At 60.2% G+C, this 19,922-nt stretch carries 20 protein-coding genes; 18 read left to right on the top strand and 2 right to left on the bottom strand.

Annotation, left to right across the window (positions count from 1 at the left end; all coding sequences use genetic code 11):
- Positions 1-69 precede the first annotated feature (69 nt).
- On the top strand, positions 70-1,167 hold the full coding sequence (locus tag IHQ71_RS16450; RefSeq protein WP_258157536.1) for a LacI family DNA-binding transcriptional regulator: 1,098 nt from the start codon (positions 70-72) through the stop codon (positions 1,165-1,167).
- A 123-nt stretch (positions 1,168-1,290) separates the two neighbouring features.
- Entirely contained in the window at positions 1,291-2,517 is a 1,227-nt protein-coding gene (locus IHQ71_RS16445; RefSeq protein WP_258157535.1) for an NAD(P)/FAD-dependent oxidoreductase, read from the top strand.
- 117 nt (positions 2,518-2,634) lie between these two features.
- Here the strand turns inward: IHQ71_RS16445 and IHQ71_RS16440 are convergent, their stop codons facing one another.
- Positions 2,635-3,255, bottom strand: a complete 621-nt coding sequence (locus IHQ71_RS16440; RefSeq protein WP_258157534.1) for a tyrosine-type recombinase/integrase — start codon at positions 3,253-3,255, stop codon at positions 2,635-2,637.
- 355 nt (positions 3,256-3,610) lie between these two features.
- Here IHQ71_RS16440 and IHQ71_RS16435 point away from each other — a divergent pair, with 355 nt between their 5' ends.
- The 11 genes from IHQ71_RS16435 (at position 3,611) to nagA (ending at position 14,742) form a co-directional block, all read left to right on the top strand.
- Entirely contained in the window at positions 3,611-4,456 is an 846-nt protein-coding gene (locus tag IHQ71_RS16435) for a MurR/RpiR family transcriptional regulator (protein WP_258157533.1), read from the top strand.
- A gap of 94 nt (positions 4,457-4,550) precedes the next feature.
- The gene (locus tag IHQ71_RS16430; protein ID WP_258157532.1) at positions 4,551-5,225 is read left to right on the top strand and encodes an N-acetylmannosamine-6-phosphate 2-epimerase; all 675 of its coding nucleotides are present in this window, start codon (positions 4,551-4,553) and stop codon (positions 5,223-5,225) included.
- 16 nt (positions 5,226-5,241) lie between these two features.
- Positions 5,242-6,255: a Gfo/Idh/MocA family protein gene (locus IHQ71_RS16425; protein WP_258157531.1), complete on the top strand. Its 1,014-nt coding sequence runs from the start codon at positions 5,242-5,244 to the stop codon at positions 6,253-6,255.
- 86 nt (positions 6,256-6,341) lie between these two features.
- On the top strand, positions 6,342-7,634 hold the full coding sequence (locus IHQ71_RS16420; RefSeq protein WP_258157530.1) for a sugar ABC transporter substrate-binding protein: 1,293 nt from the start codon (positions 6,342-6,344) through the stop codon (positions 7,632-7,634).
- A gap of 54 nt (positions 7,635-7,688) precedes the next feature.
- Positions 7,689-8,558: a carbohydrate ABC transporter permease gene (locus IHQ71_RS16415; protein WP_258157529.1), complete on the top strand. Its 870-nt coding sequence runs from the start codon at positions 7,689-7,691 to the stop codon at positions 8,556-8,558.
- On the top strand, positions 8,558-9,367 hold the full coding sequence (locus tag IHQ71_RS16410; RefSeq protein WP_258157528.1) for a carbohydrate ABC transporter permease: 810 nt from the start codon (positions 8,558-8,560) through the stop codon (positions 9,365-9,367). The genes IHQ71_RS16415 and IHQ71_RS16410 overlap by 1 nt, the downstream gene beginning before the upstream one ends.
- 23 nt (positions 9,368-9,390) lie before the next feature.
- The gene (locus IHQ71_RS16405) at positions 9,391-10,464 is read left to right on the top strand and encodes an ABC transporter ATP-binding protein (RefSeq protein WP_258157527.1); all 1,074 of its coding nucleotides are present in this window, start codon (positions 9,391-9,393) and stop codon (positions 10,462-10,464) included.
- 9 nt (positions 10,465-10,473) lie between these two features.
- Positions 10,474-11,337, top strand: a complete 864-nt coding sequence (locus IHQ71_RS16400; RefSeq protein WP_258157526.1) for an ROK family protein — start codon at positions 10,474-10,476, stop codon at positions 11,335-11,337.
- 29 nt (positions 11,338-11,366) lie between these two features.
- Entirely contained in the window at positions 11,367-12,506 is a 1,140-nt protein-coding gene (gene eis / locus IHQ71_RS16395; protein ID WP_258157525.1) for an enhanced intracellular survival protein Eis, read from the top strand.
- A gap of 50 nt (positions 12,507-12,556) precedes the next feature.
- Positions 12,557-13,585 carry an SIS domain-containing protein gene (locus tag IHQ71_RS16390; RefSeq protein ID WP_258157524.1) on the top strand — a complete coding sequence of 343 codons (1,029 nt, stop codon included), beginning with the start codon at positions 12,557-12,559 and terminating at the stop codon, positions 13,583-13,585.
- Entirely contained in the window at positions 13,582-14,742 is a 1,161-nt protein-coding gene (nagA, locus tag IHQ71_RS16385) for an N-acetylglucosamine-6-phosphate deacetylase (protein ID WP_258157523.1), read from the top strand. The genes IHQ71_RS16390 and nagA overlap by 4 nt, the downstream gene beginning before the upstream one ends.
- Before the next feature lie 265 nt (positions 14,743-15,007).
- On the opposite strand, the gene IHQ71_RS16380 is transcribed toward nagA, so the two are convergent.
- Positions 15,008-15,724 (bottom strand): GntR family transcriptional regulator, encoded by a 717-nt coding sequence (locus IHQ71_RS16380; protein WP_374989864.1) that lies wholly within the window; start codon positions 15,722-15,724, stop codon positions 15,008-15,010.
- A gap of 231 nt (positions 15,725-15,955) precedes the next feature.
- Here IHQ71_RS16380 and IHQ71_RS16375 point away from each other — a divergent pair, with 231 nt between their 5' ends.
- The 5 genes from IHQ71_RS16375 (at position 15,956) to IHQ71_RS16355 (ending at position 19,908) form a co-directional block, all read left to right on the top strand.
- Positions 15,956-16,786, top strand: coding sequence for an ABC transporter substrate-binding protein (locus IHQ71_RS16375; RefSeq protein WP_258157521.1), 831 nt, complete (start codon positions 15,956-15,958; stop codon positions 16,784-16,786).
- 72 nt (positions 16,787-16,858) lie between these two features.
- The gene (locus tag IHQ71_RS16370; RefSeq protein ID WP_258157520.1) at positions 16,859-17,635 is read left to right on the top strand and encodes an amino acid ABC transporter ATP-binding protein; all 777 of its coding nucleotides are present in this window, start codon (positions 16,859-16,861) and stop codon (positions 17,633-17,635) included.
- Positions 17,636-17,645: 10 nt separating this feature from the next.
- Positions 17,646-18,314, top strand: coding sequence for an amino acid ABC transporter permease (locus IHQ71_RS16365; RefSeq protein WP_258157519.1), 669 nt, complete (start codon positions 17,646-17,648; stop codon positions 18,312-18,314).
- A 10-nt stretch (positions 18,315-18,324) separates the two neighbouring features.
- Positions 18,325-18,993, top strand: a complete 669-nt coding sequence (locus IHQ71_RS16360; RefSeq protein ID WP_374990035.1) for an amino acid ABC transporter permease — start codon at positions 18,325-18,327, stop codon at positions 18,991-18,993.
- Positions 18,994-19,026: 33 nt separating this feature from the next.
- Positions 19,027-19,908, top strand: coding sequence for a dihydrodipicolinate synthase family protein (locus IHQ71_RS16355; RefSeq protein ID WP_258157517.1), 882 nt, complete (start codon positions 19,027-19,029; stop codon positions 19,906-19,908).
- Positions 19,909-19,922 lie beyond the last annotated feature (14 nt).

Raw genomic sequence — 19,922 nt, 5'->3', positions numbered from 1 at the left:
TCGAAACCCGACCCTTGTCTGGAATGGAACTAAATCCTTGACGGACGACAAATCAAGTGATCATGCTACGTGAAGCAACATTTGTCTCATTTGTATCTACGGATTGGCTGTTTGATACAAAATGATATTGAGGGCACGATGTCCCGACCAACAATTCGCGATCTCGCCAACGAGGCCGGTGTTTCCGTGGCAACGGTGAACCGCGTTCTCGCCGGTTCAAGCACCGTAAAGCCAGGTACCATGCAGCGCGTCAAGGATGCGGCGCGGAACATCGGGTTCTACGGCACGGGGGCCATCGAAGGGCGGATTGCGGCCGCGCGCCCCAGATTCAGGTTCGGTTTCGTGTTGCACCAGCCCTCCCGCGCTTTCTACAGAAATCTCGGCAACGCGATCGAAGCAGCGTCTGAACGGGTGGATGGCGCAGTGGTCAGTGTCGAAGTGGCCTACATCGAGACGCTCTCGCCGCAGAACATCGCCGCCAAAATGCTGGAACTCGCCGAACACTGCGACGCGATCGGCGTGGTCGCGCAAGTGCACCCGACGATCATGCAGGCCGTCGAGGCGATCGAGCAGATGGGCAAGCCCGTTTTCGCGCTTATCTCCCAGCTGGCGACCACGGGGCGCGTTCCCTATGTCGGTTGCGATGGATGGAAGATAGGCCGGACGGCTGGTTGGGCGTTCGATCACATCTGCAAGGAAAGGGGCAAGCTCGGCATCCTCATCGGCAATCCTCGCTACCGATGCCAGGAAATGAATGAGAGCGGTTTCCGGTCCTATTTTCGCGAGCATGCGACCGACTTCACGCTTCTTGAGCCTCTCATGACGTTCGAATCCACGGCTGTTGCGCAGGAAATGACGGAGAAGTTGATTCATGAGAACCCCGACCTCAAAGGCCTTTACGTCGCCGGGGGAGGAATATCTGGTGCGATAGCGGGTCTGCGGGCTTCCGGGATGGCAGGGAAAGTGGTTCTCGTCGGCTACGAACTCATGGACTCAACGCGGGAAGCGCTTCTTGATGGCACGATGACCTTTGCGATCGGCCATCCTCTCCCAAAGTTGGCGGATGTGACCCTTGACGGGATGATGCGCGCGGCCTCGGGAAAAATAGAATCCTCCAACCACACGACGGTTCTTCCATTCGAGATTTTCACATGCGAGAACATCTAATTGAATGACGCGTTTCGTTTCATTCTTGGAAGAAAATGGCACGAATGAGACTTTATATCAATTTCAGTTGGCTTTTGGCGCGGCGTCGATATTCTTCCCCTGTTCGCCTTGGGAGGATTTGGAATGCCTGAACGTATCGTGATTGTGGGAGCGGGGCTTGGCGGCGCGCGCGCTGCGTTAAGCCTCAGGGAGCGCGGTTTTGCTGGAGAGATCACGCTCATCGGAGACGAAACTCACGCCCCATATGACCGGCCTCCGCTTTCAAAGCAGGCGTTGCTCGACGAGCCTGATCCGAGGCTGATCGCACCTTTGGAAGCGCTCGCTCAAGCTGACATCACGCATATTGGCGGAGTTCGTGTCGACAGCATTGATCGTGCACAGCGATGCGTGATCCTGAACAATGGCATAAGCAAACGGTATGACAAACTCCTGCTGGCCACTGGCGCACGGCCGAGAATGCTGCCTGGCCTCCGGCGATCCGAGCGACTGTTGACGCTGCGTACACACGACGACGCGGTTGCCATTCGAGAGCGCCTCACGCCAGGCGCACGCATGATCGTGATAGGCGGCGGCTTCATCGGTCTCGAGCTTGCCGCCACGGCTCGGTGGCGCGGGCTTGCGGTGACGGTCATAGAGGGGCTCCCGCGTCTCATGGCTCGGGCGGTGCCAGCGGAGATAGCAGCGGTCATGGAAGCACGACATCGCGAGGAAGGGGTGGAAATCCTGCTTGAGAGCGCAGTGGCTGCAGTCAGGGAGAAGGACGACGAAATTCACGTCGAACTCCAGGATGGAAGCGTTGTCGCAGGTGAGTTCGCTGTTGTTGGCATCGGGGCGATCCCGAACGACGAGCTCGCAGCGCAAACTGGATTGCTTGTCGACAACGGCATCGCGGTCGACCGCTTCATGCGAACCTCCGACCCGGATATCTATGCGGTAGGAGATTGCTGTTCTTTTCCCGCGGCGATTTTTGGGGACCGTCGAATTCGTCTTGAGTCATGGAGAAGCGCCCAGGATCAGGGTACGCTCGTCGCCGGAAACATGCTTGGTGGCCGCAAACCTTTCGTCGATGTTCCATGGTCATGGTCCGACCAATATGACCTGACGCTCCAGGTCGCGGGGCTTGCCACGACAACGACCAAAAGCGTCCGCCGTGATCTCGGCGACGGGGCATTCATTTTATTCCATCTCGAAGACGAGGGCAGAATTGTTGCGGCGAGTGGGATCGGCATAGGGAACGCCGTGGGTCGAGACATACGATTGGCCGAAATGTTGATCGCTGCTCAAGCGAAACCCAGCATGGCGGCATTGGGTTCTTCGAACATCAAACTCAAGTCGTTGCTGGCGGCGTGAGACGCGAGCGTTTGGGAATGTGCGACTGTCAACAATTGCGGTTGGCAAAACCCTGTATGCTCGTTGACCGCTTGTGGCGCGTTGGCGACCACCGGCTTCTGCCGATGATCGCCATTATTAGAGCTCGATCTGCTCTGCGATCCGCAGCGCGTCGTCGATTTCGATACCGAGATATCGGACGGTGCTCTCAAGTTTGGTGTGGCCAAGTAGGATTTGGACGGCGCGCAGATTCCCAGTCTTCTTGTAGATCAAGGCTGCCTTCGTTCGACGCATCGAGTGAGTACCATAGGCACTCGCTTCAAGGCCAATGCTGCGGACCCAGCGATGCACGCTGCGCGCATATTGCCGTGTCGATAAATGAGAAGATTGTCGGCGTCTGCCGGGGAAGAGATAGCTTCCTCCCGTTCTTTTGACCGACGGAAGCCATGCCACGAGCGCGACTTTTGTCTGCTCCGTTACCTCGAACTGGACAGGGCGCTTTGTCTTCTTTTGAATGATGGTCGCGCGATCTCTGATCGAGCTCCCAGACCAGAGGTCTTCGACGCGCAATCTGACCAGATCACAGGCACGGAGCTTGCTGTCGATGGCCAGGTTGAAGAGGGCAAGCTCACGTGTTGCGCCACTCATCTCAAGGCGCACTCTAATTGACCAGACGTTCTTGGGCTGCAGCGGTCGCTTCTGGCCTACGAGAATGCCCTTGTTCCACGGACGGCGGGTACGCACGACATCGGACTCCATGACGGTTCCTCCGCCGCGCCCCCCACCACGTCGCTCTTCCTGAGCATTGGAACCGTATCATAAATCGGCGGTTGGTGGCCCAAACCGGTCATAGTTCTCCGTGTGTTGGGATCGCACCATACGTTTTGAGCTCGCAATGTCCCGTACTGCAGGGGAGTTCCCCGACCGACGACCTTGAAGAATGTCTTCGAAAATAGGTTTCGACTGGAGAAAATTGTCGCGCTATGCTGAATGCCACAGATCGGCCTTGGATGATAACACTTGCCCTCGCCGCGGCCGCTGTTTGACCCTGCGACCTGCCGCCACGTCAGTGGCGCTGGGCCGTCGACAATTTCCATGCTCAGAACGTTCGGGAATGATGCACGTGGACATTCAATCACAGCCCTCGCTTATCGCGCGGATTCGATCTCATGCACCCAACATGACACGTGCCCTCGAAAAGGTCGCTACATTCGTATTGGCCGATCCTCAGACGGTGCTTTACAAAAGCATCACCGAGCTGGCGGACGAGGCGGAGTCGTCGGAAGCGAGCGTGATCCGGTTCTGCCGTGAACTCGGCTATCAAGGTTTCCAGAACTTCAAGCTGGCTCTCGCACACGAGCTCGCGACATTTCAACAGCCGCCAGCGAGCGCGCCTGGTGACATGGTGCAGGAACTTGTCGAGACCGCCCGTATGGCGTTGGAGGAGACAGAGCGGCTGCTTGACCGTGAGGTTATCGAACGCGTGTCGGCGCTGTTGCTAGCCGCTCGGCATATCGAAATCTTTGGGGTGGCGGCCTCCGCCATCACGGCGCAATATCTGGAATATAAACTCGCGAGACTCGGCATCCAGGCGCATATCCCGCGAGACTCGCATCTCGCGACCATGGCGTCTGCGACCGCCTCTCCGGACGATCTATATATCCTCATTTCAAGCTCCGGCTCGACTATCGACACCCTGCGCGTGGCGGAAAGCGCGCATGCGCGAGGGGCGAAGGTGGTGGCGATCACCAACAGAACCAAGAGCCCGCTGGCCGCAATCTGTGATTTCAAGCTACTTGCTTCGTCTCCCGAGACGCCGCTGACAGGCGGTGCTTTCCCGTCGAAAATCAGCCAGCTCCTTATCGTCGATACCTTGGCCAACACCATAACGAAGCTTGACCCGGCACGTCTGAAGACGATCAAGGACACCGCCGAAAGTGTGAGCGATCGAAACATCTGAAGATATTTTTTGAAGAAAAACTTCAGGCGAAGAAAATTATTGACGAAAAGCGCCAGAAAGATTAACGTCGCGTCCATAGGGAGATGCGGCGTTTATGAACATCATCGAAAAAATGCGAGGCAAGCTCGTCGTGTCGTGTCAAGCGGCGGAGACCAGCCCCCTCAACGCCACAGAGCATATCGTGGCACTTGCCCGCGCGGCCGTCCTGGGTGGCGCTCAGGGCGTGAGGATCGAAGGTGTAAGGAACGTCAAGGCGGTCCGAAGCGCCATCAGTGAGCCCATCATAGGCATAACGAAGATCAGCCAGGCCGGCTCTGACATCTACATCACGCCAACGCTTGAAGATGTACGGAGCCTCGCGGAGGCTGGTGCGGATGTTATCGCCTTCGACGCGACAGACCGCTCGCGACCTGTTTCCGTCGCGGAAATGCTGTCGGAAATCAGACGGCTCGGAAAATCCAGCATGGCTGATATCAGTACTCTGGAGGAGGCCCAAGATGCGGTCGCCTCGGGCGCGGATTTCGTCGGCACTACGTTGTCGGGATATACGCCCTACACGACCCCCACAGATGCCCCCGATTTCACGCTCATGGCGGACCTGGCGGCGGCAAATGTCCCCTTCGTCGCGGAAGGTCGGATTTGGGAGCCGGCGCAAGCGCAACGCGCCATCGCCCTCGGCGCAATGTTCGTCGTCGTCGGTTCGGCGATCACGCGTCCTGACGAAATTACCAAGCGCTTCGCTGACGCGATTGCCTGCGAGCGGCGCTGACATTTGGAGATTTGCAATGATCAAGACAGTCAAAGTTGCCGTTATCGGTGCCGGGTTCATGGGTTCGATGCACGCTTCGATCTTCTCGAGCGATCCCCGTGCCGAATTGGTCGCAGTAGTAGATCGCGACACCGCGCGCGGTCAGGCCCTGGTGGAATCCATAGGCAAAGACCTCCGCGTCTATGCCTCGCACGAAGAGTTGCTCGCTGCGGAGACGCTTGACCTGGTCAGCATCTGCACCCCAGACCACCTGCATTTGGAGCCCGCGCTGGCGATCGCCGCCAAGGGCGTCAATCTCTTCATCGAGAAGCCGATCGCGTCCACGATCGAAGACGGACGTCGGATCGTCGAAGCCTGCAAGGCTGCTAATGTGAAGCTCGGCGTCGGATACCTCCTTCGCTTCGACCCGCGCTATTATAAGGCGCGCGAACTGATCGAAGCGGGGAAGATCGGCAAGCCGATCCACCTCTACGCCCGCCGCAACAGCGCCCGCACCGAGGGTCCCAAGCGCTATGCCGGCACTCTCCCACTCGCCATGCATGTCACTGTGCACGACGTCGACATGGTGTTGTGGATGCTCAAGGGGCAGACCCCCGTCACCGCTTACGCGCAACAGACCGACATTCTGCTGGGCGAGATGGGCACACAGGACACCATCGCTGGCGTGGTGCGTTTCTCTGGCGGCACGGTGGTGACATTCGAAAGCGCGTGGTCGCTGCCCGCCGGGACGCGTCACATGATCGACGCCCGCCTCGAACTGATCGGCACCGAGGGTTCGTTCGAGGTGCAGTGCGGCGACAGCGGCCTCTATTTCGCCGACAACCAGAGCTCCCAGGAAATCGACACCCAGCATTGGCCGGAAATCGGCGGCAAGATTGGCGGCGACCTCCGCCAGCAGCTTTCGAGCGTGCTGGACTGGGTCAACGGCGTCGAATGCCAGGTCGCTACGGGCGAAGAGGCACTGCGCTCGCTCGAGTTGACCCAGGCGCTCGTGAAATCGGCCGAAACCGGGGAGGTGCAACGCCTCTAATCCAAACAGGGAGATACAGCGCGTATCGGCGCTGCGAAGTGTGATCAACAGCTCGTTTAAGAACGATATCCAAAAAGGGGAATGACATGAATAGACGTCACTTTGTTGCCTTGACGCTCGCACTGGCCACCTCCGTGGCGATGCCGGCCTTCGCCCAGGCCGCGGACCAGCCCTACAAGGGAACCCGCCTCGCGGTGCTGATGGAGGGCCACCCAACCACCGACGGCATTCAGGCGCTTTTGCCGGAGTTCACCAAGGAGACCGGTATCGAGGTCGAACTCGAAGTGATTCCGGAGTCCGATATCACCGCCAAGATGCTGCTGGAATTCTCATCGAGCTCGGGCCGTTATGATGTCGTCCAGAACAACATCATTTTCATTCCCGGCTTCGTGAAGGCAGGCTACATCGTGCCGCTCGACGATGTCGCGGCCAAGTTTCCGACCAACTATGACAAAGCGGACTTCGTGCCCGGTTACCTCAACACCAACGTCGTCGATGGCAAGCTTTACGGTCTGCCCGTTTATGGCGAGAGCACGTTCCTGATGTACCGGAAGGATATCTTCGAGCAGTACGGCATTACTCCTCCCAAGACATTTGCCGAGGTGGTCGCCGCCGCGAAGACCGTCAAGGAGAAGTCGAACGGCGAGATGGTCGGCATTACCATGCGAGGCGCGCAGGGCATCCACAGCGTCTACGTCTGGGCCGGCTGGCTGTGGGGATATGGCGGCGAGTTCATCACGAAAGACGGCAAGTCGGCGCTTGCTACGGACGAGGCGGCAGCATCGCTCGAGGCATTTGCCAATGTGTTGCGCGATTACGGTCCAGTTGGTGTGGCCAACTTCGGTTGGGAAGAGAACCGGGTCCTCTTCCAAAACGGCAAGGCGGCCATGTCGATGGACGCGACGGTGAACGGGGCGTTCAACGAAGACCCCGCGATTTCTTCTGTCGTTGGCAAGGTAGGCTACGTACCCGTGCCAGTCGAAACCGACAAGCTGAAGGGCGGCTCGTCTTCGCTCGCCGTACACAGCCTCTATGTCGCTTCGGCGTCGCAGAACAAGGAAGCGGCTTGGCTCTTCGCGTCGTGGGCGACCGCCAAGGAGCAGCAGATCAAGTCGTTCGCCATCGCGCCGAACTCCGGCGTGACGTCGCTTGCGGCGCTGAACTCCGACGACTTCAACAAGCGATATGGTGCCTTCAAGGATGCCATGCTTGCCTCCATCAACGCAGGCAACCCGCAATATCTGCCGACAGTGGACGCAGCCAACGAGATCATCAACAACGCGGGCATCGCGGTTTCGAAGGTTCTCGCGGGCACGGCCACGGCGAAAGACGCGCTCGCCGAAGCGAATACGGCAAACGACGCCGCGCTCGGCCGCTGACGACAAGCGCCATGCCCGGTTGGCCGGGCATGGCCTCTCTCAAGGGGGAATGAAATGAAGGATGCGACGACATATTTCTACCGTCCGGTCGTGCTTGCGTTCGGGACGATCTCGGCCATCCTCACGATCTACGTGCTGTGGCTGACGCTACAGAACATCAGCCTGATCCGGCCAGGTCGGGAAACCTTCATCGGTCTCGACAACTACGTGCGGCTTTTGCTGGATGCGCGCGCCTTGAACGCGCTTGGGCGAACGGTCGTGTTCACCGTCGCCGCGACCGCCATCGAGGTGGCGTTGGGTTTGGCGATCTCGCTCCTGGTGGACCGGGAGTTCGCAGGCAAGCGCATCGTGCGCGGCATTCTGCTCGTTCCCATCGTCATGACACCTGTTGTGGTCGGCCTCACCTGGCGCTTCCTGCTCGATCCGTCCAACGGAATGATGAACTATCTGCTCTCGACCATGGGACTTGGTCCGGTCGATTGGCTCGGTAGCCCGAACGTCGCTCTCTTCTCCCTCCTCATGGCCGATATCTGGCAATGGACCCCCTTCGTCGTTTTGCTGACGATGGCTTCGCTCGAGTCGCTGCCGGGTGACCCTCAGAACGCCGCGCGCGTTGACGGTGCCCGGGAATGGCAGGTTCTCTGGTATATCACGCTGCCCGCGCTGAAGCGGGCGCTGCTGGTGGTGGCCCTGATCCGCGGAATCGACGCGGTCAAGGCGTTCGACATCTTCTACATCATGACGCGCGGCGGGCCTGCCTTGTCGACGGAGACGCTCAATCTCTACGGCTACATATCCGCGTTCACGAACTTCGACATTTCCTACTCGCTGACGATCGCAATGGTCCTGACCATCCTGACGAACTTGGCCTTGCTGTTGCTCTACAACCTCGCTTTCAAGGCACCCAAGCAGGGAGGCATCTGATGCGCCGTATCATTTTCTGGATCGCTCTCGCCATCCTTCTCATCTGCGTGCTCTTCCCGCTCTACTGGGTGGTGGCGACATCCATCAAGACACAACGTGATGCGTTCTCGATGCCTCCGGTCTGGCTGTTTCTGCCGACCTGGGAAAATTACGAGAAGGTCTTCAACAACGGCGTCTTCATTCGCGCCTTCTTCAACAGCGTCATCATCTCGTTCTCGGCGAGTTTCATCTCGGTCGCGGTCGGTTCCATTGTTGCTTACGGTTTGGTGGCGCAGGACGAGCCGACAAAGCGGAAGAACGAGAAGTTCATCCTGAGCCTGCGCATCGCGCCACCGCTCATCTTCATCATCCCGACCTACTTCCTGGCGGCGCAGATGAAGCTTCTCAACAACCATTGGGTCATCATTGGCGTCTATGCCTTCGTGAACATCCCCTTTGCGATATCCCTGCTCATCACATTCTTCGAGGATATTCCGCGAGAACTCAGGGATGCGGCGAAGGTCGACGGGGCGCGCGAGTTCACAATATTCCGCGAAGTCTTCATACCTGTGGCGCTTGGCGGCATCATCGCCACGTTCATCCTGTGCGTGCTCTTCACCTGGAACGAGTTCTTCATTGCGCTTGTGCTGACAGGGCGCGACACGCAGACCCTCCCAGTCAGCATCACCTCCTTCCTGACCTTCCAGGGCGTGCAATGGGGACCACTTACGGCGGCGGCGACGCTTGTGATGCTGCCCATGCTGGTTCTCGGAATGCTCGTTCAGGGCCAGGTCGTCCGCGGCATGTCGCTCGGCAGCATCAAGGGATAGGAACCATGACGGAAACCAAAACCATGAAACGATCCCTTCTGCTGAAAAGCATCCGGAAATCCTACGGTCCCGTGGACGTGCTGAAAGGCATCAACATCGACGTCAATGAGGGGGACTTTGTTGTCCTGCTCGGACCCTCCGGCTGTGGCAAGTCGACTCTCTTGCATGCGATCGCAGGCTTGCATCCGATCGATAGCGGCCTGATCGAGATCGACGGCCGTGACGTTACGAAGGTGCCGACGCGTGAGCGCGACATCGCCATGGTCTTCCAGTCGTACGCGCTCTATCCCAACATGACGGTCCGGCAGAACATCGCCTTTCCGTTGCGCATGCGGAACGCGAGCGCCCAGGAAAAGGAAACCAAGGTCGCGCAGGTCGCGAAACTGCTCCAGATCGAACAGCTTCTCGAGAGGAAGCCGCGCGAACTCTCCGGCGGCCAGCGCCAGCGCGTGGCGATCGGGCGGGCTCTGGTGCGCGATCCCAAGGTCTTCCTGTTCGACGAGCCGCTCTCGAACCTCGACGCCACGCTCCGCGTCGAGACCAGGGTTGAGATCAAGCAACTCCATGAGCGCATTGCCAAGACGATGATCTACGTGACCCACGACCAGATCGAGGCGATGACTCTCGCCACGAAGATCGTCGTGATGAATAAGGGTGAGGTACAGCAAATTGGTAGCCCGTACGACATCTATCATCGTCCGGCCAATCTCTTCGTCGCTAAGTTCGTCGGGTCCCCCGCCATGCATTTCGTTCCCGGCACCATTTCGCGCGCAGACGGAAAGGTGGCCTTCAACGATGGGAAGGGGTGGACGTTGCCGGGCTTGCCGGAAGGGATAGATGGATCGGGCGACGTCCTGCTCGGAATTCGTCCGGAGCACATCCGGCCGGCGCGGGACGGTCAACAAGCCCTTGAGGCTCGAGCCGATCTGGTCGAGTCGACGGGACCCGAAGACAACGTGACGCTGTCATTTCACGGCCATTCGCTGGTCGCTCGGATGGAGACCGGGAGCGTTGCGCAAGGATCGACACTGCCCGTCTCCATCGCCGTGGACAAAGTCTCTCTCTTCAATGCCGCCAGCGGCCAACTGATAGGCTAGAACGGCCAGATGGACCAGGACAAGGCAATCCTCGCGGTAGACATCGGTGGCACCAAGACGCTTGTGGCGCTTGTGCGTGGATCCGCCGTTGTGGCGGAAGCTACGGTGCCAACACGCCGCGAAGACGGCCCGGACCACTGGTTCGCGGCCGTCGCCGCTACGGCTGCGGCGTGGCGAGGGCAGTTCTCCGGCGTCGGACTTGCCGTCACCGGGTTCGTTCGCAATGGGCTTTGGTCGGCGATGAACCCTGCGACCCTGGGAATCCCGCCAGACTATCCGCTCATCGACAGAGTCGAGAGATTGTTCGGGCTTCCCGCCGTCGCCTTCAATGACGCGCAGGCTGCAGGCTGGGGTGAACATACGCTGGGAGCGGGACAGGGCCAGGACCTTGTCTTTCTTACCATATCCACCGGGATCGGTGGCGGTATCGTGCTGAATGGCCGCCTTCTGGAAGGGCTGGCCGGACATTTCGGCCTCACAACCGACGGCGACGACACTCTGTTTCTGGAGGACCGCGCCTCCGGGCGCTGGATGGCTGCGGAGGCCCGTCGACAGGGTCACGCGGTCGATGCCCGGCAGGTTTTCGCGGCCGCGGCGGCCGGAGAAGCCTGGGCAGGGGACATCGTTGAAGGGTCGGCACGCAGCGTGGCCCGGCTATGCCGAAACATCCAACTGACTCTCGATCCTCCTCGGATCGTGATCGGTGGCGGAATCGGCCTGGCTGATGGCTTTATCGAACGGGTGCGCGGCTTGGTGGTTCCACCGAGCCTAGTCCCTCCCGTGTCCATTTGCCGGGCTGAACTCGGTGTACATGCAGGCATTCTCGGCATTGCGGATTTGGCCCGCGCCAAGTCGCTGCACGCAGGCGGCTAAAGCCGCGCCATAGGGAAAAGGATAGCATCATGGCCGTTCGCAAGGCCGCGAAAGCGGACATGTCTTTGATTGTCGATGCGTATCGTCTCGCTTTTGCTTTCAACGAAGAGCGCACCCGCCGCTACGTCGAAATGACGGGGCTCGACTGCTTCCGTGTTCTGGAGAAGAACGGACACTACGCGGCGGTTTGGGCAGTGGTTCCCTGCGGCCATTGGTTCGGCGGCCGGGTTGTTCCGGCCGCCAACATCGCTCATGTCGCCATCCAGCCGGAGTTCCGTGGTGCGGGACTCGCCGCGGAAATCCTGGAGCTTTCCTGTGAGGATGCCCGCCGCGACGGGGCCATTCTCGCCAGCCTCTTCGCATCGACGCGTCCGGTCTATAGGCGTGCGGGATTCAATCTGGCCGGACATGAGATGATCTATGAGGCCGATACGTCGGAACTCTACAAAATCAAGCAAGAGCTTCCCTCGCGACGGGTGTCCCTCGATGACGCGCGCGCCACGTTGGAGCCAATCTATCGCACCGCCTGCAGCGCCGAATGCGGGCCTCTTGATCGACATGATGCACATTGGAACGCGCACTTCGATCCGACGACAGGCGTGCCGTCGGTCTTCGTCTTCGGCGAGGATGAAGGCTACGCGGTACTCGATATGTCCAGGCCTGGAATAATCGAAATCCGGGATTGGGCGGCCATCAATGGCGCTGCCGCCCGCCAGATACTGAAATTCGTCGGCACATTCTCCACGGTGTTCGAAAAGACACGCTGGCACGGCGCGCCGCAGGACGCGCTCGTCTTCGCCATGCCGGACAAGGGCTGGCGGCTCGTCCATCAGGAGGAGTTTCTGATCCGGGTCCTCGATCCGGCTTTGGCGCTGACCGCACGCGGCTATGCCTGTGCGGATGCCGAGCTGACGCTCGCGATCGAAGGCAGCAACACCGTCAACACGCGGATTTCCATTCAGGGCGGTCGAGCGACTTGCGCGCCCGCAGCCGTCGACGGCGAGCATGTCCTGGTCGTCGATGCGTCGCACTTCGCCAGTCTGTTCTCGGGCTTCCGATCCGCCAGCTTCCTGCGGCGGGCCGGCTACGTCGACGGCAATCCCGAGACCGTGGCGCTCGCCGACAAGGTGTTCGCTGGCTCACCCCCTTGGGTAGCCGAGCACTTCTGACCTTTGGCGGACGACAGGCCCGCATACCCACGAACTTGAGGACAATGAGCATGGTGGAAACAACGAACATGCGGCGCGAGATCGAGGAGATTCCCGATGCCGTGAGGCGGCTCCTTGACACTTCGGCGGCCCAGCTGACGGCCGCGGGCAAGGCGCTGGCGCGCAAAAATCCCGCTTTCATCGCCACGATAGCGAGAGGGTCGTCGGACCACGCCTCCCTGTTCCTGAAATATGCGATCGAACTCACGGCGGGCAAGGCCGTCGCCTCCCTTGGTCCGTCGCTCGCCTCCATCTATGATCGCCCCATCGATCTCTCACAGGCGGCGACATTCGCCATCTCCCAATCAGGAGGCAGTCCCGACATCGTTGAAATGTGCGCGTCGGCCAGACGTCAGGCCGCGTTGACCCTCGCATTGACCAACACGCCCAACTCCCCGATCTGGGGAGAGGCGGAGGTGCCGATCGACCTCCGTGCCGGGCCGGAACTCGCCGTGGCGGCCACGAAGTCCTTCGTCAACTCCATCGTGGCAGGTCTTGCCGTTCTGGCGGAGTGGATTGACGATGCCGATCTGAAATCGGCGCTCGACCTATTGCCCCAGCAGCTTCGAAGCGCGCTCGCCCTCGATTGGAGCGATTTGCTGCCGCCGCTTGAGAACGCGACGTCTCTCTATGTTCTCGGTCGCGGCCCCAGCGTCGCGATCGCGTCGGAAGTCGCGCTCAAATTCAAGGAGACGTCAAACCTTCACGCGGAAGCCTATTCGACGGCCGAAGTCATGCACGGACCGCTGGCGCTCGTGGCGCGGGAATTTCCCGTCTTGGTGTTGGCGGGTCGGGACGCCTCCGAGTCCGCTGCCGTCCTGCTCGCCGACGATTTCGCGGGCCGGGGAGCGAACGTCTTCGTTACATCGACGAAAGCTGTTGCGGCACGGACTCTGCCATTTGTCGAGACCGGGCACACGCTCACGGATGCGCTGGCACTTATCGTGCCCTTCTATGTCATGGGCGAGCAACTGTCGCGCCGTCGTGGCCTGAACCCGGACCAGCCCGTGGCTCTCAGGAAAGTGACGCGGACCCGATGACACCGACGATCGCGATTGTCGCTGCTCGAATTTTCGACGGCACTGAGTGGCATGAAGACTCCGGCCTTCTTCTTGAGCAAGGCTGCGTCCACGGCATCGTAAAGACCTCGGACATCCCGCGCGGCGTCAGACGGGTCGACTATGACCGACAACAGGTCGTTCCTGGCTTTATCGATCTTCAGGTCAATGGTGGTGGCGGCGTCCGTTTCGGCGAGGAAACGTCTGCGCAGGCGATCCGGGAGATCGCGAGCGCCCACGCTCGTTTCGGTACCACGAAACTGCTTCCGACATTGATCACGGACACACCGGACGTGACGGCGCTGGCGCTTGAAGCGGGTCGGCAGGCTCGGGCCGCCAACGTGCCCGGATTTCTTGGTCTCCATCTCGAAGGGCCGCATCTGTCCTTGGAGCGCAAGGGTGCTCACAATCCGTCCTACATCCGGCCGATGACGGCGGCAGACATGGACGCCATCTGCGCCTATCGCGGGGATGCCGGATTGGTCCTGACTACGGTCGCGCCGGAAAACGTTACGGCGGAACAGGTCAGGGCGCTTGTCGCGGCCGGCGTGGTGGTGAGCATCGGGCACAGCAATGCCACCGCGCAGACCGCGCGGTCCTACTTCGACGCGGGGGCGTCGATGGTCACCCACTTGTTTAACGCAATGAGCCCTTTGGGCAACCGGGAGCCCGGGATCGTCGGTGCGGCACTGGACGACGGCAGGGTCTTTGCGGGCTTGATCGCGGACGGGGTCCATGTCGACCCGGCGACGATCAGGGTCTCACTGCGATCAAAGGCCCCGCCAGGCGATATTTTCCTCGTCACCGACGCAATGCAGACGATCGGGACAGACCTTGCGGGATTCGAGCTGAACGGGCGCGCCATATACCGCAACGAAGGGACCTTGAAGCTGTCGGACGGCACATTGGCGGGTGCCGACATCGATATGATTTCAAGCGTCAGGTTTGCTCATCAAGTTCTCGGTTTGCCGTTGGAGCGCGTGCTGGCGATGGCGTCGAGCGTGCCTGCGAAGGCCGTGGGCTTGGATGATCGGTATGGATACCTCAGGCCAGGATATGCCGCCGATTTCGCAGTTTTGAACAGGGAACTTGAGTGCGTCCATACGTGGGTGGAAGGTCGAGAGCCGAGTTCGCTTTGAATCCATGCAAATTACTCGCAGACCCACGTCCTCCTCCCAAGGACACCTCGGCTGCCGTCGGCAGATGTCGACGGCAGCCACTTTCGACTAGAGGGCCGCACACCACGCAGTCGACGAATGGGTGCGCTGCAATTTCAGGCTAAGCACAGCATTTTGGCTTCCGCTGAAAGAGCTAGCGTCCTACTTAGGCTCTCCAACTCAACCGAGGTTCGATGGCTGCTTTTGGCGCAAGGCAGGCATGCCGCAACTTCCGAGGACGAAGAGGTTACTCTGCCGCCGTCAGCGATCGTAGCGTGACATCGGTGGTGTAATTCTCACGCATGAACTCGATGAAATTGTTCTGGAATTGCCGCGTATGGGCGTGGGCGAGATCGTCGGCGCGTTCGACATCCTTCGTCCGGATCGCCTCGAGCATCAGATTGTGCTCGTCGGTCAGCAGATATCCCTCATGTGTACGTTCGAGATACTCGAAATGCAGATGCAGCATGCGCTGGCCCTGCGACAGGAGCTTCTCGTAGAAGGACGCGAGGTAGGGGTTCTTTCCAGCGTCGGCGATGGCCATGTGGAAGCGTTTGTTGGCTTCCGACATCCCGAGATGGTTCCCTGTCTTCACCGCCGCCTCGAACTCCTTCGAGCGCTTGGCGATGGTCTTGAGATCGGCATCCGTCCTCAAAGCCGCGGCGAGCCGTGTGTTCATGCGCTGGGCGATGTCCAATGCTTCCACATATTTGGGAAACGTCGCCACTTCGATCGGTGCGACGATCGTGCTGCGGTTGGCCAGCGTGACGACCAGTTCGTCGCTGGCAAGGCGGATCAGCGCCTCTCGCACGGGAGAGCGTGACATGTCGAACCGCTCGGCCAGACTCATCTCGTCGAGGAGCTGTCCCGGCTGAAGCACGAGCGAGAGAATCTCGTTCCGCAGCGTCGTGTAGATGTCCTTCCAGCCCGCGCCACGCGGTCTCTTGCCTTCGGTCTCTTCCACGTCACTCACCTCGCTGAACACTTGCAAACCACATACCGCGTTGGCGGCGGCTTGTCGACACGTTGTTCCCAGAAAAGACTTTGTCGACACGTAGTTTTTCCGCTTGACATTGTCGATCCTCTGTCGACATATAACGCGCAGTCGACACTGCGTCGACAAATAATAACAAGTCCGGTGACAAATCGGCATTGGAACAGCGCCACAGGGGCGCATCACGAAAAGGGAATGACAATGATCTCGAACTTGATCTCGTCCGCATTGCGGGCGCTGCCTGCTGCTGCCTTGGTTGTCGGTCTTGCGGGCGTCGCTACGGCTCAGGCCGCCGAGGGTTACTGGCAGGGCGTTCAGAAAGCAGGCGTCCTTCGTTGCGGTGCCGCAGTTGCTCCGCCCTACATCATGCGCGATCCGGCCTCTGGCGAATACACTGGCTTCTTCGCCGACCTTTGCCGGGAATTCGCCGAAACACTCCAGGTGAAGCCCGAGTTCGTCGACACGACGTGGGACAACATCGTCGCGGGGCTTCAGGCTGGCAAATGGGATGTCTCGCTTGCCCTGAACCGGACCCCGGCACGCGCCATGGCGGTTCAGTTCTCGATCCCGGCGATGGAGTACCAGATATCTCTCGCCTACAACAAAGAGAACCCCAAGATTCCGGCAGGCGCGAAGTCGGTCGCCGACATCGACAAGGAAGGCGTGACGCTCGCCGTCATGTCCGGCACCGCGCAGGACAAGGCCATTTCGGCGTCGATCAAGACCGCGCAAATCCTTCGCCTGCCGACCAATGACGAGACCCGTCTCGCGGTGGTCTCCAAGCGTGCCGACATCCTCGTTGACGCATCCGACACCAACCAGCTCTTCACCCAGTCCAACCCTGATTGGGCGGTGGCGATGAACCCCGAGCCGGCGCTCGCAAAGCAGGGTGTCGCTTTCGGTCTTCCGTACCAGCTTACGGCGGCCGACAAAGAAGTGGTCGACATCTTCCTCGAAGAACGCGTCGCCACCGGCCATGTCGAAGCATTGATCAAGAAGGCCGTCGATGAAGTCCTAAAACCTTCGAACTGATCGCCGGACGGGGCCGCCCGTGTGCGGCCCCACTCATTCACCGAACCGTAAACACTCCCGAAGGATTGCGCCATGACGTCGCCATCAACGGCTCCGCTTGTCAAAATGGAAAGCCTGCACAAGAGCTACGGTACGCATGTCAAGGTGCTACAGGGCCTCGACATCGAGATGAAGCCCGGAGACCGCGTCGTTGTCATCGGCCCCAGCGGTGGCGGCAAGTCCACGCTTCTCCGCGTCCTCATGGGCCTCGAGAAAATCGACCAGGGATCGATCACCTTCGGCGGCAAGCCCTACATTTCGGTCAACGGCAACGGCAAGACCCTGATCGACAACAAGGTTCGCCGTTCGATCGGCATGGTCTTCCAGCACTACACCTTGTTCCCCCATCTCGATGTCATCGGAAATCTCGTCCTCGCGCCGATGAAGGTTAGGGGAGACAGTAAAGCCGACGCGACGGAGCGCGCCATGGCGCTGCTGACACGCTTCGGCTTGGCGCAAAAGGCCAAAGCCTATCCGGCGCAACTCTCAGGAGGGCAGAAGCAGCGCGTCGCCATCGCCCGCGCCCTGATGCTCGACCCCAAGCTGATGTTGTTCGATGAGGTAACGTCGGCGCTCGATCCGGAACTCGTGTCCGAAGTCGAGCAGGTCATCCTCCAGCTCGCCCAGCAAGAGATGCCGATGGTGATCGTGACCCACGACATGTGGTTCGCCAAGAACATAGCGTCCCGCGTGATCTTCTGCGCGGGCGGCGTGGTCGTAGAGGACGGCCCGCCGGAACAGGTTCTTGGCGCGCCGAAAGAGGAACGCACCCGCGAGTTCATCGAACGCGTCTTCCACATCAAGCGCTGAGGGCGGAGTCATGGATTACAGCTTCGACTTCGCGTCCGTCTTCCGAAACTTCGACCCGCTCTGGCAAGGCCTTTGGGTAACGGTGCAGCTCACGCTTGCGGCCAACATCGTCGGGCTCACCCTCGGCTTCGGACTTGCGTTGCTGGTGATGAGCCGTTGGGCGGTCATCCGCATACCGGTCATGCTGTTCATTGAGTTCTTCCGCTGCACGCCCGCCATAATCCAGATCGTCTGGTTCTTCTACTGCGTCCCGATGCTGTTCGATGTGTTCCTCGGCTCGATGACGATGGGGATCATGGCGTTGGGGTTGAACCTCGCGGCATTCAACGCCGAGGCGTATAGGGCGTCCATCCAGGCGGTGCCGCGGGAGCAACTCGATGCGGGGGTCGCGCTCGGTCTCAATCCTCTTCAGCGGATCGCCTACATCGTCCTGCCGACCGCCGTCCGCAATTCGATCCCCGTCCTGTTGACCAATGGCATCGGCACTTTCCAGCAGAGCGCCCTTGTCGCCATCGTCGCGGTCCAGGACCTGATGTACCAGGGCAAGACGCTCGCCACCCTGACCTATCGCCCGATCGAGACCTTCACGATCATCGCACTCATCTACTTCGCCGTTTCGTTCCCGGTATCCCAGATCGTCGGATATCTCGAGCGTCGCCGCGAAGTGCTGGCAAGCTGAGGAGAGCGGTATCATGACCTACGATTTCGCTGTCGTCCTCAAGTTCCAGCACGCACTGCTTCTCGGTCTCTGGATGACGATCAAGCTGACCCTCATCTGCGTCGTCATCGGATGCGCGCTCGGCTTCGTGGTGGCGCTCGCCAGGACCTCGAAGAACCCGCTGCTGCGTGGAGTCTCAAGCGTCTATGTCGAGTTCTTCCGTGGCACGCCCGTCCTGATCCAGCTCTTTTGGATTTTCTTCTGCCTGCCCCTGCTGCTCGGCGTCGAACTGTCGAATCTGACATCGGGCGTCATCGCGCTTTCACTCTACATGGGCGCGATCACATCCGAGACCTTCCGGTCGTCTCTGAAGTCCGTCGGCCGTGAGCAGCTCGATGCCTGTGTCGCCCTCGGACTGTCGCCATGGACGCGGACGACGAGCGTGATCCTGCCGCAGGCGGTGCTCCGCGCAGCGCCGACGCTGCTGTCGAATGTGGTCTCGCTGTTCAAGGAGTCCGCGCTCGTCTCGGCCGTCGGCATGGCCGACCTCATGTTCGTCGGCCAGAACATTTCGAACAACACCGCGAGGCCGGTCGAGGTCCTCACCGTGGTGGCGCTGATCTACTTCGTGATCGCCTTCCCCCTGACCCGCGCCGTCACCGTTCTGGAACAACGAATTCTCAAGCGGCTTGCCGTCTAACCCAAATCCGAAATCCCACTGATGGAGACCAAGATGAAACTTTCCGGCGTCATGCCCGCTCTCGTCACCCCGTTCGACACCAACAACAAGATCGACTTCAAGGCCTTCGAGAAGCTGCTCGTCCATCTGCGCGAAGCGGGGGTCACGGGCTGGGTTCCGAATGGCTCGACAGGGGAATATTTCAGCCAGTCGACCGAGGAGCGTCGTGAGGTTCTCCAGTTCGTCAAGGATTTCGCCAAGCCGGGCGAAACTTTGATCGCCGGGACCAATGCGCCTGCGACCCGGGAGGTGATCGAGCAGACCGAGATGGCCAAGGAAATCGGCTACGACACGGTTCTCCTCGCGCCGCCCTTCTACACGCGTCCGACCCAGGACGAACTCGCCAGGCACTACGAAGCCGTTCTCGGCGCGGTCGATGTCGATCTCGTTCTCTATAGCTATCCTGCCAAGGACGGCTCCGACATCGGCTTTGAGCTGCTGGACCGTTTCGCCGACAATCCCCGCGTCATCGGGATCAAGGAAAGCTCGGGCGTTCTGCAGCGCGCCATCGACATCGCCAGCCGCTATGACGGACGCATCCAACTCGTGAGCGGCTCGGACGACATCGCGCTCGACTTCATGTTCTGGGGTGCGGAATCGTGGATTTGCGGACCGTCGAACTGCATGGCGAAGGCCTGCTGCGATCTTGATCGCGCTTACCGGGCGGGTGACCTCGACAAGTCGCGCGGCATGATGAAGGCCCTCTATCGGGCGATGAACATCCTGGAAAGCGGGAAGTTCGTCCAGAAGATCAAGTATGGCTGCGAGCTGCAGGGCATGTCGCTTGGCGAATGCCGCGCGCCGCTCGGTCCTTTGACCGACGACGAGAAGGCGGAATTCAGGGCGGCCATGGAGCCGATCATCAACTGGCATTGACCCGGAGGTCGGCG

The organism is Rhizobium sp. TH2, assembly GCF_024707525.1.
Taxonomy (GTDB): domain Bacteria; phylum Pseudomonadota; class Alphaproteobacteria; order Rhizobiales; family Rhizobiaceae; genus Rhizobium_E.
Note: the sequence above shows the minus strand (reverse complement) of the source record. Positions and strands in the feature narration are given on the sequence as shown.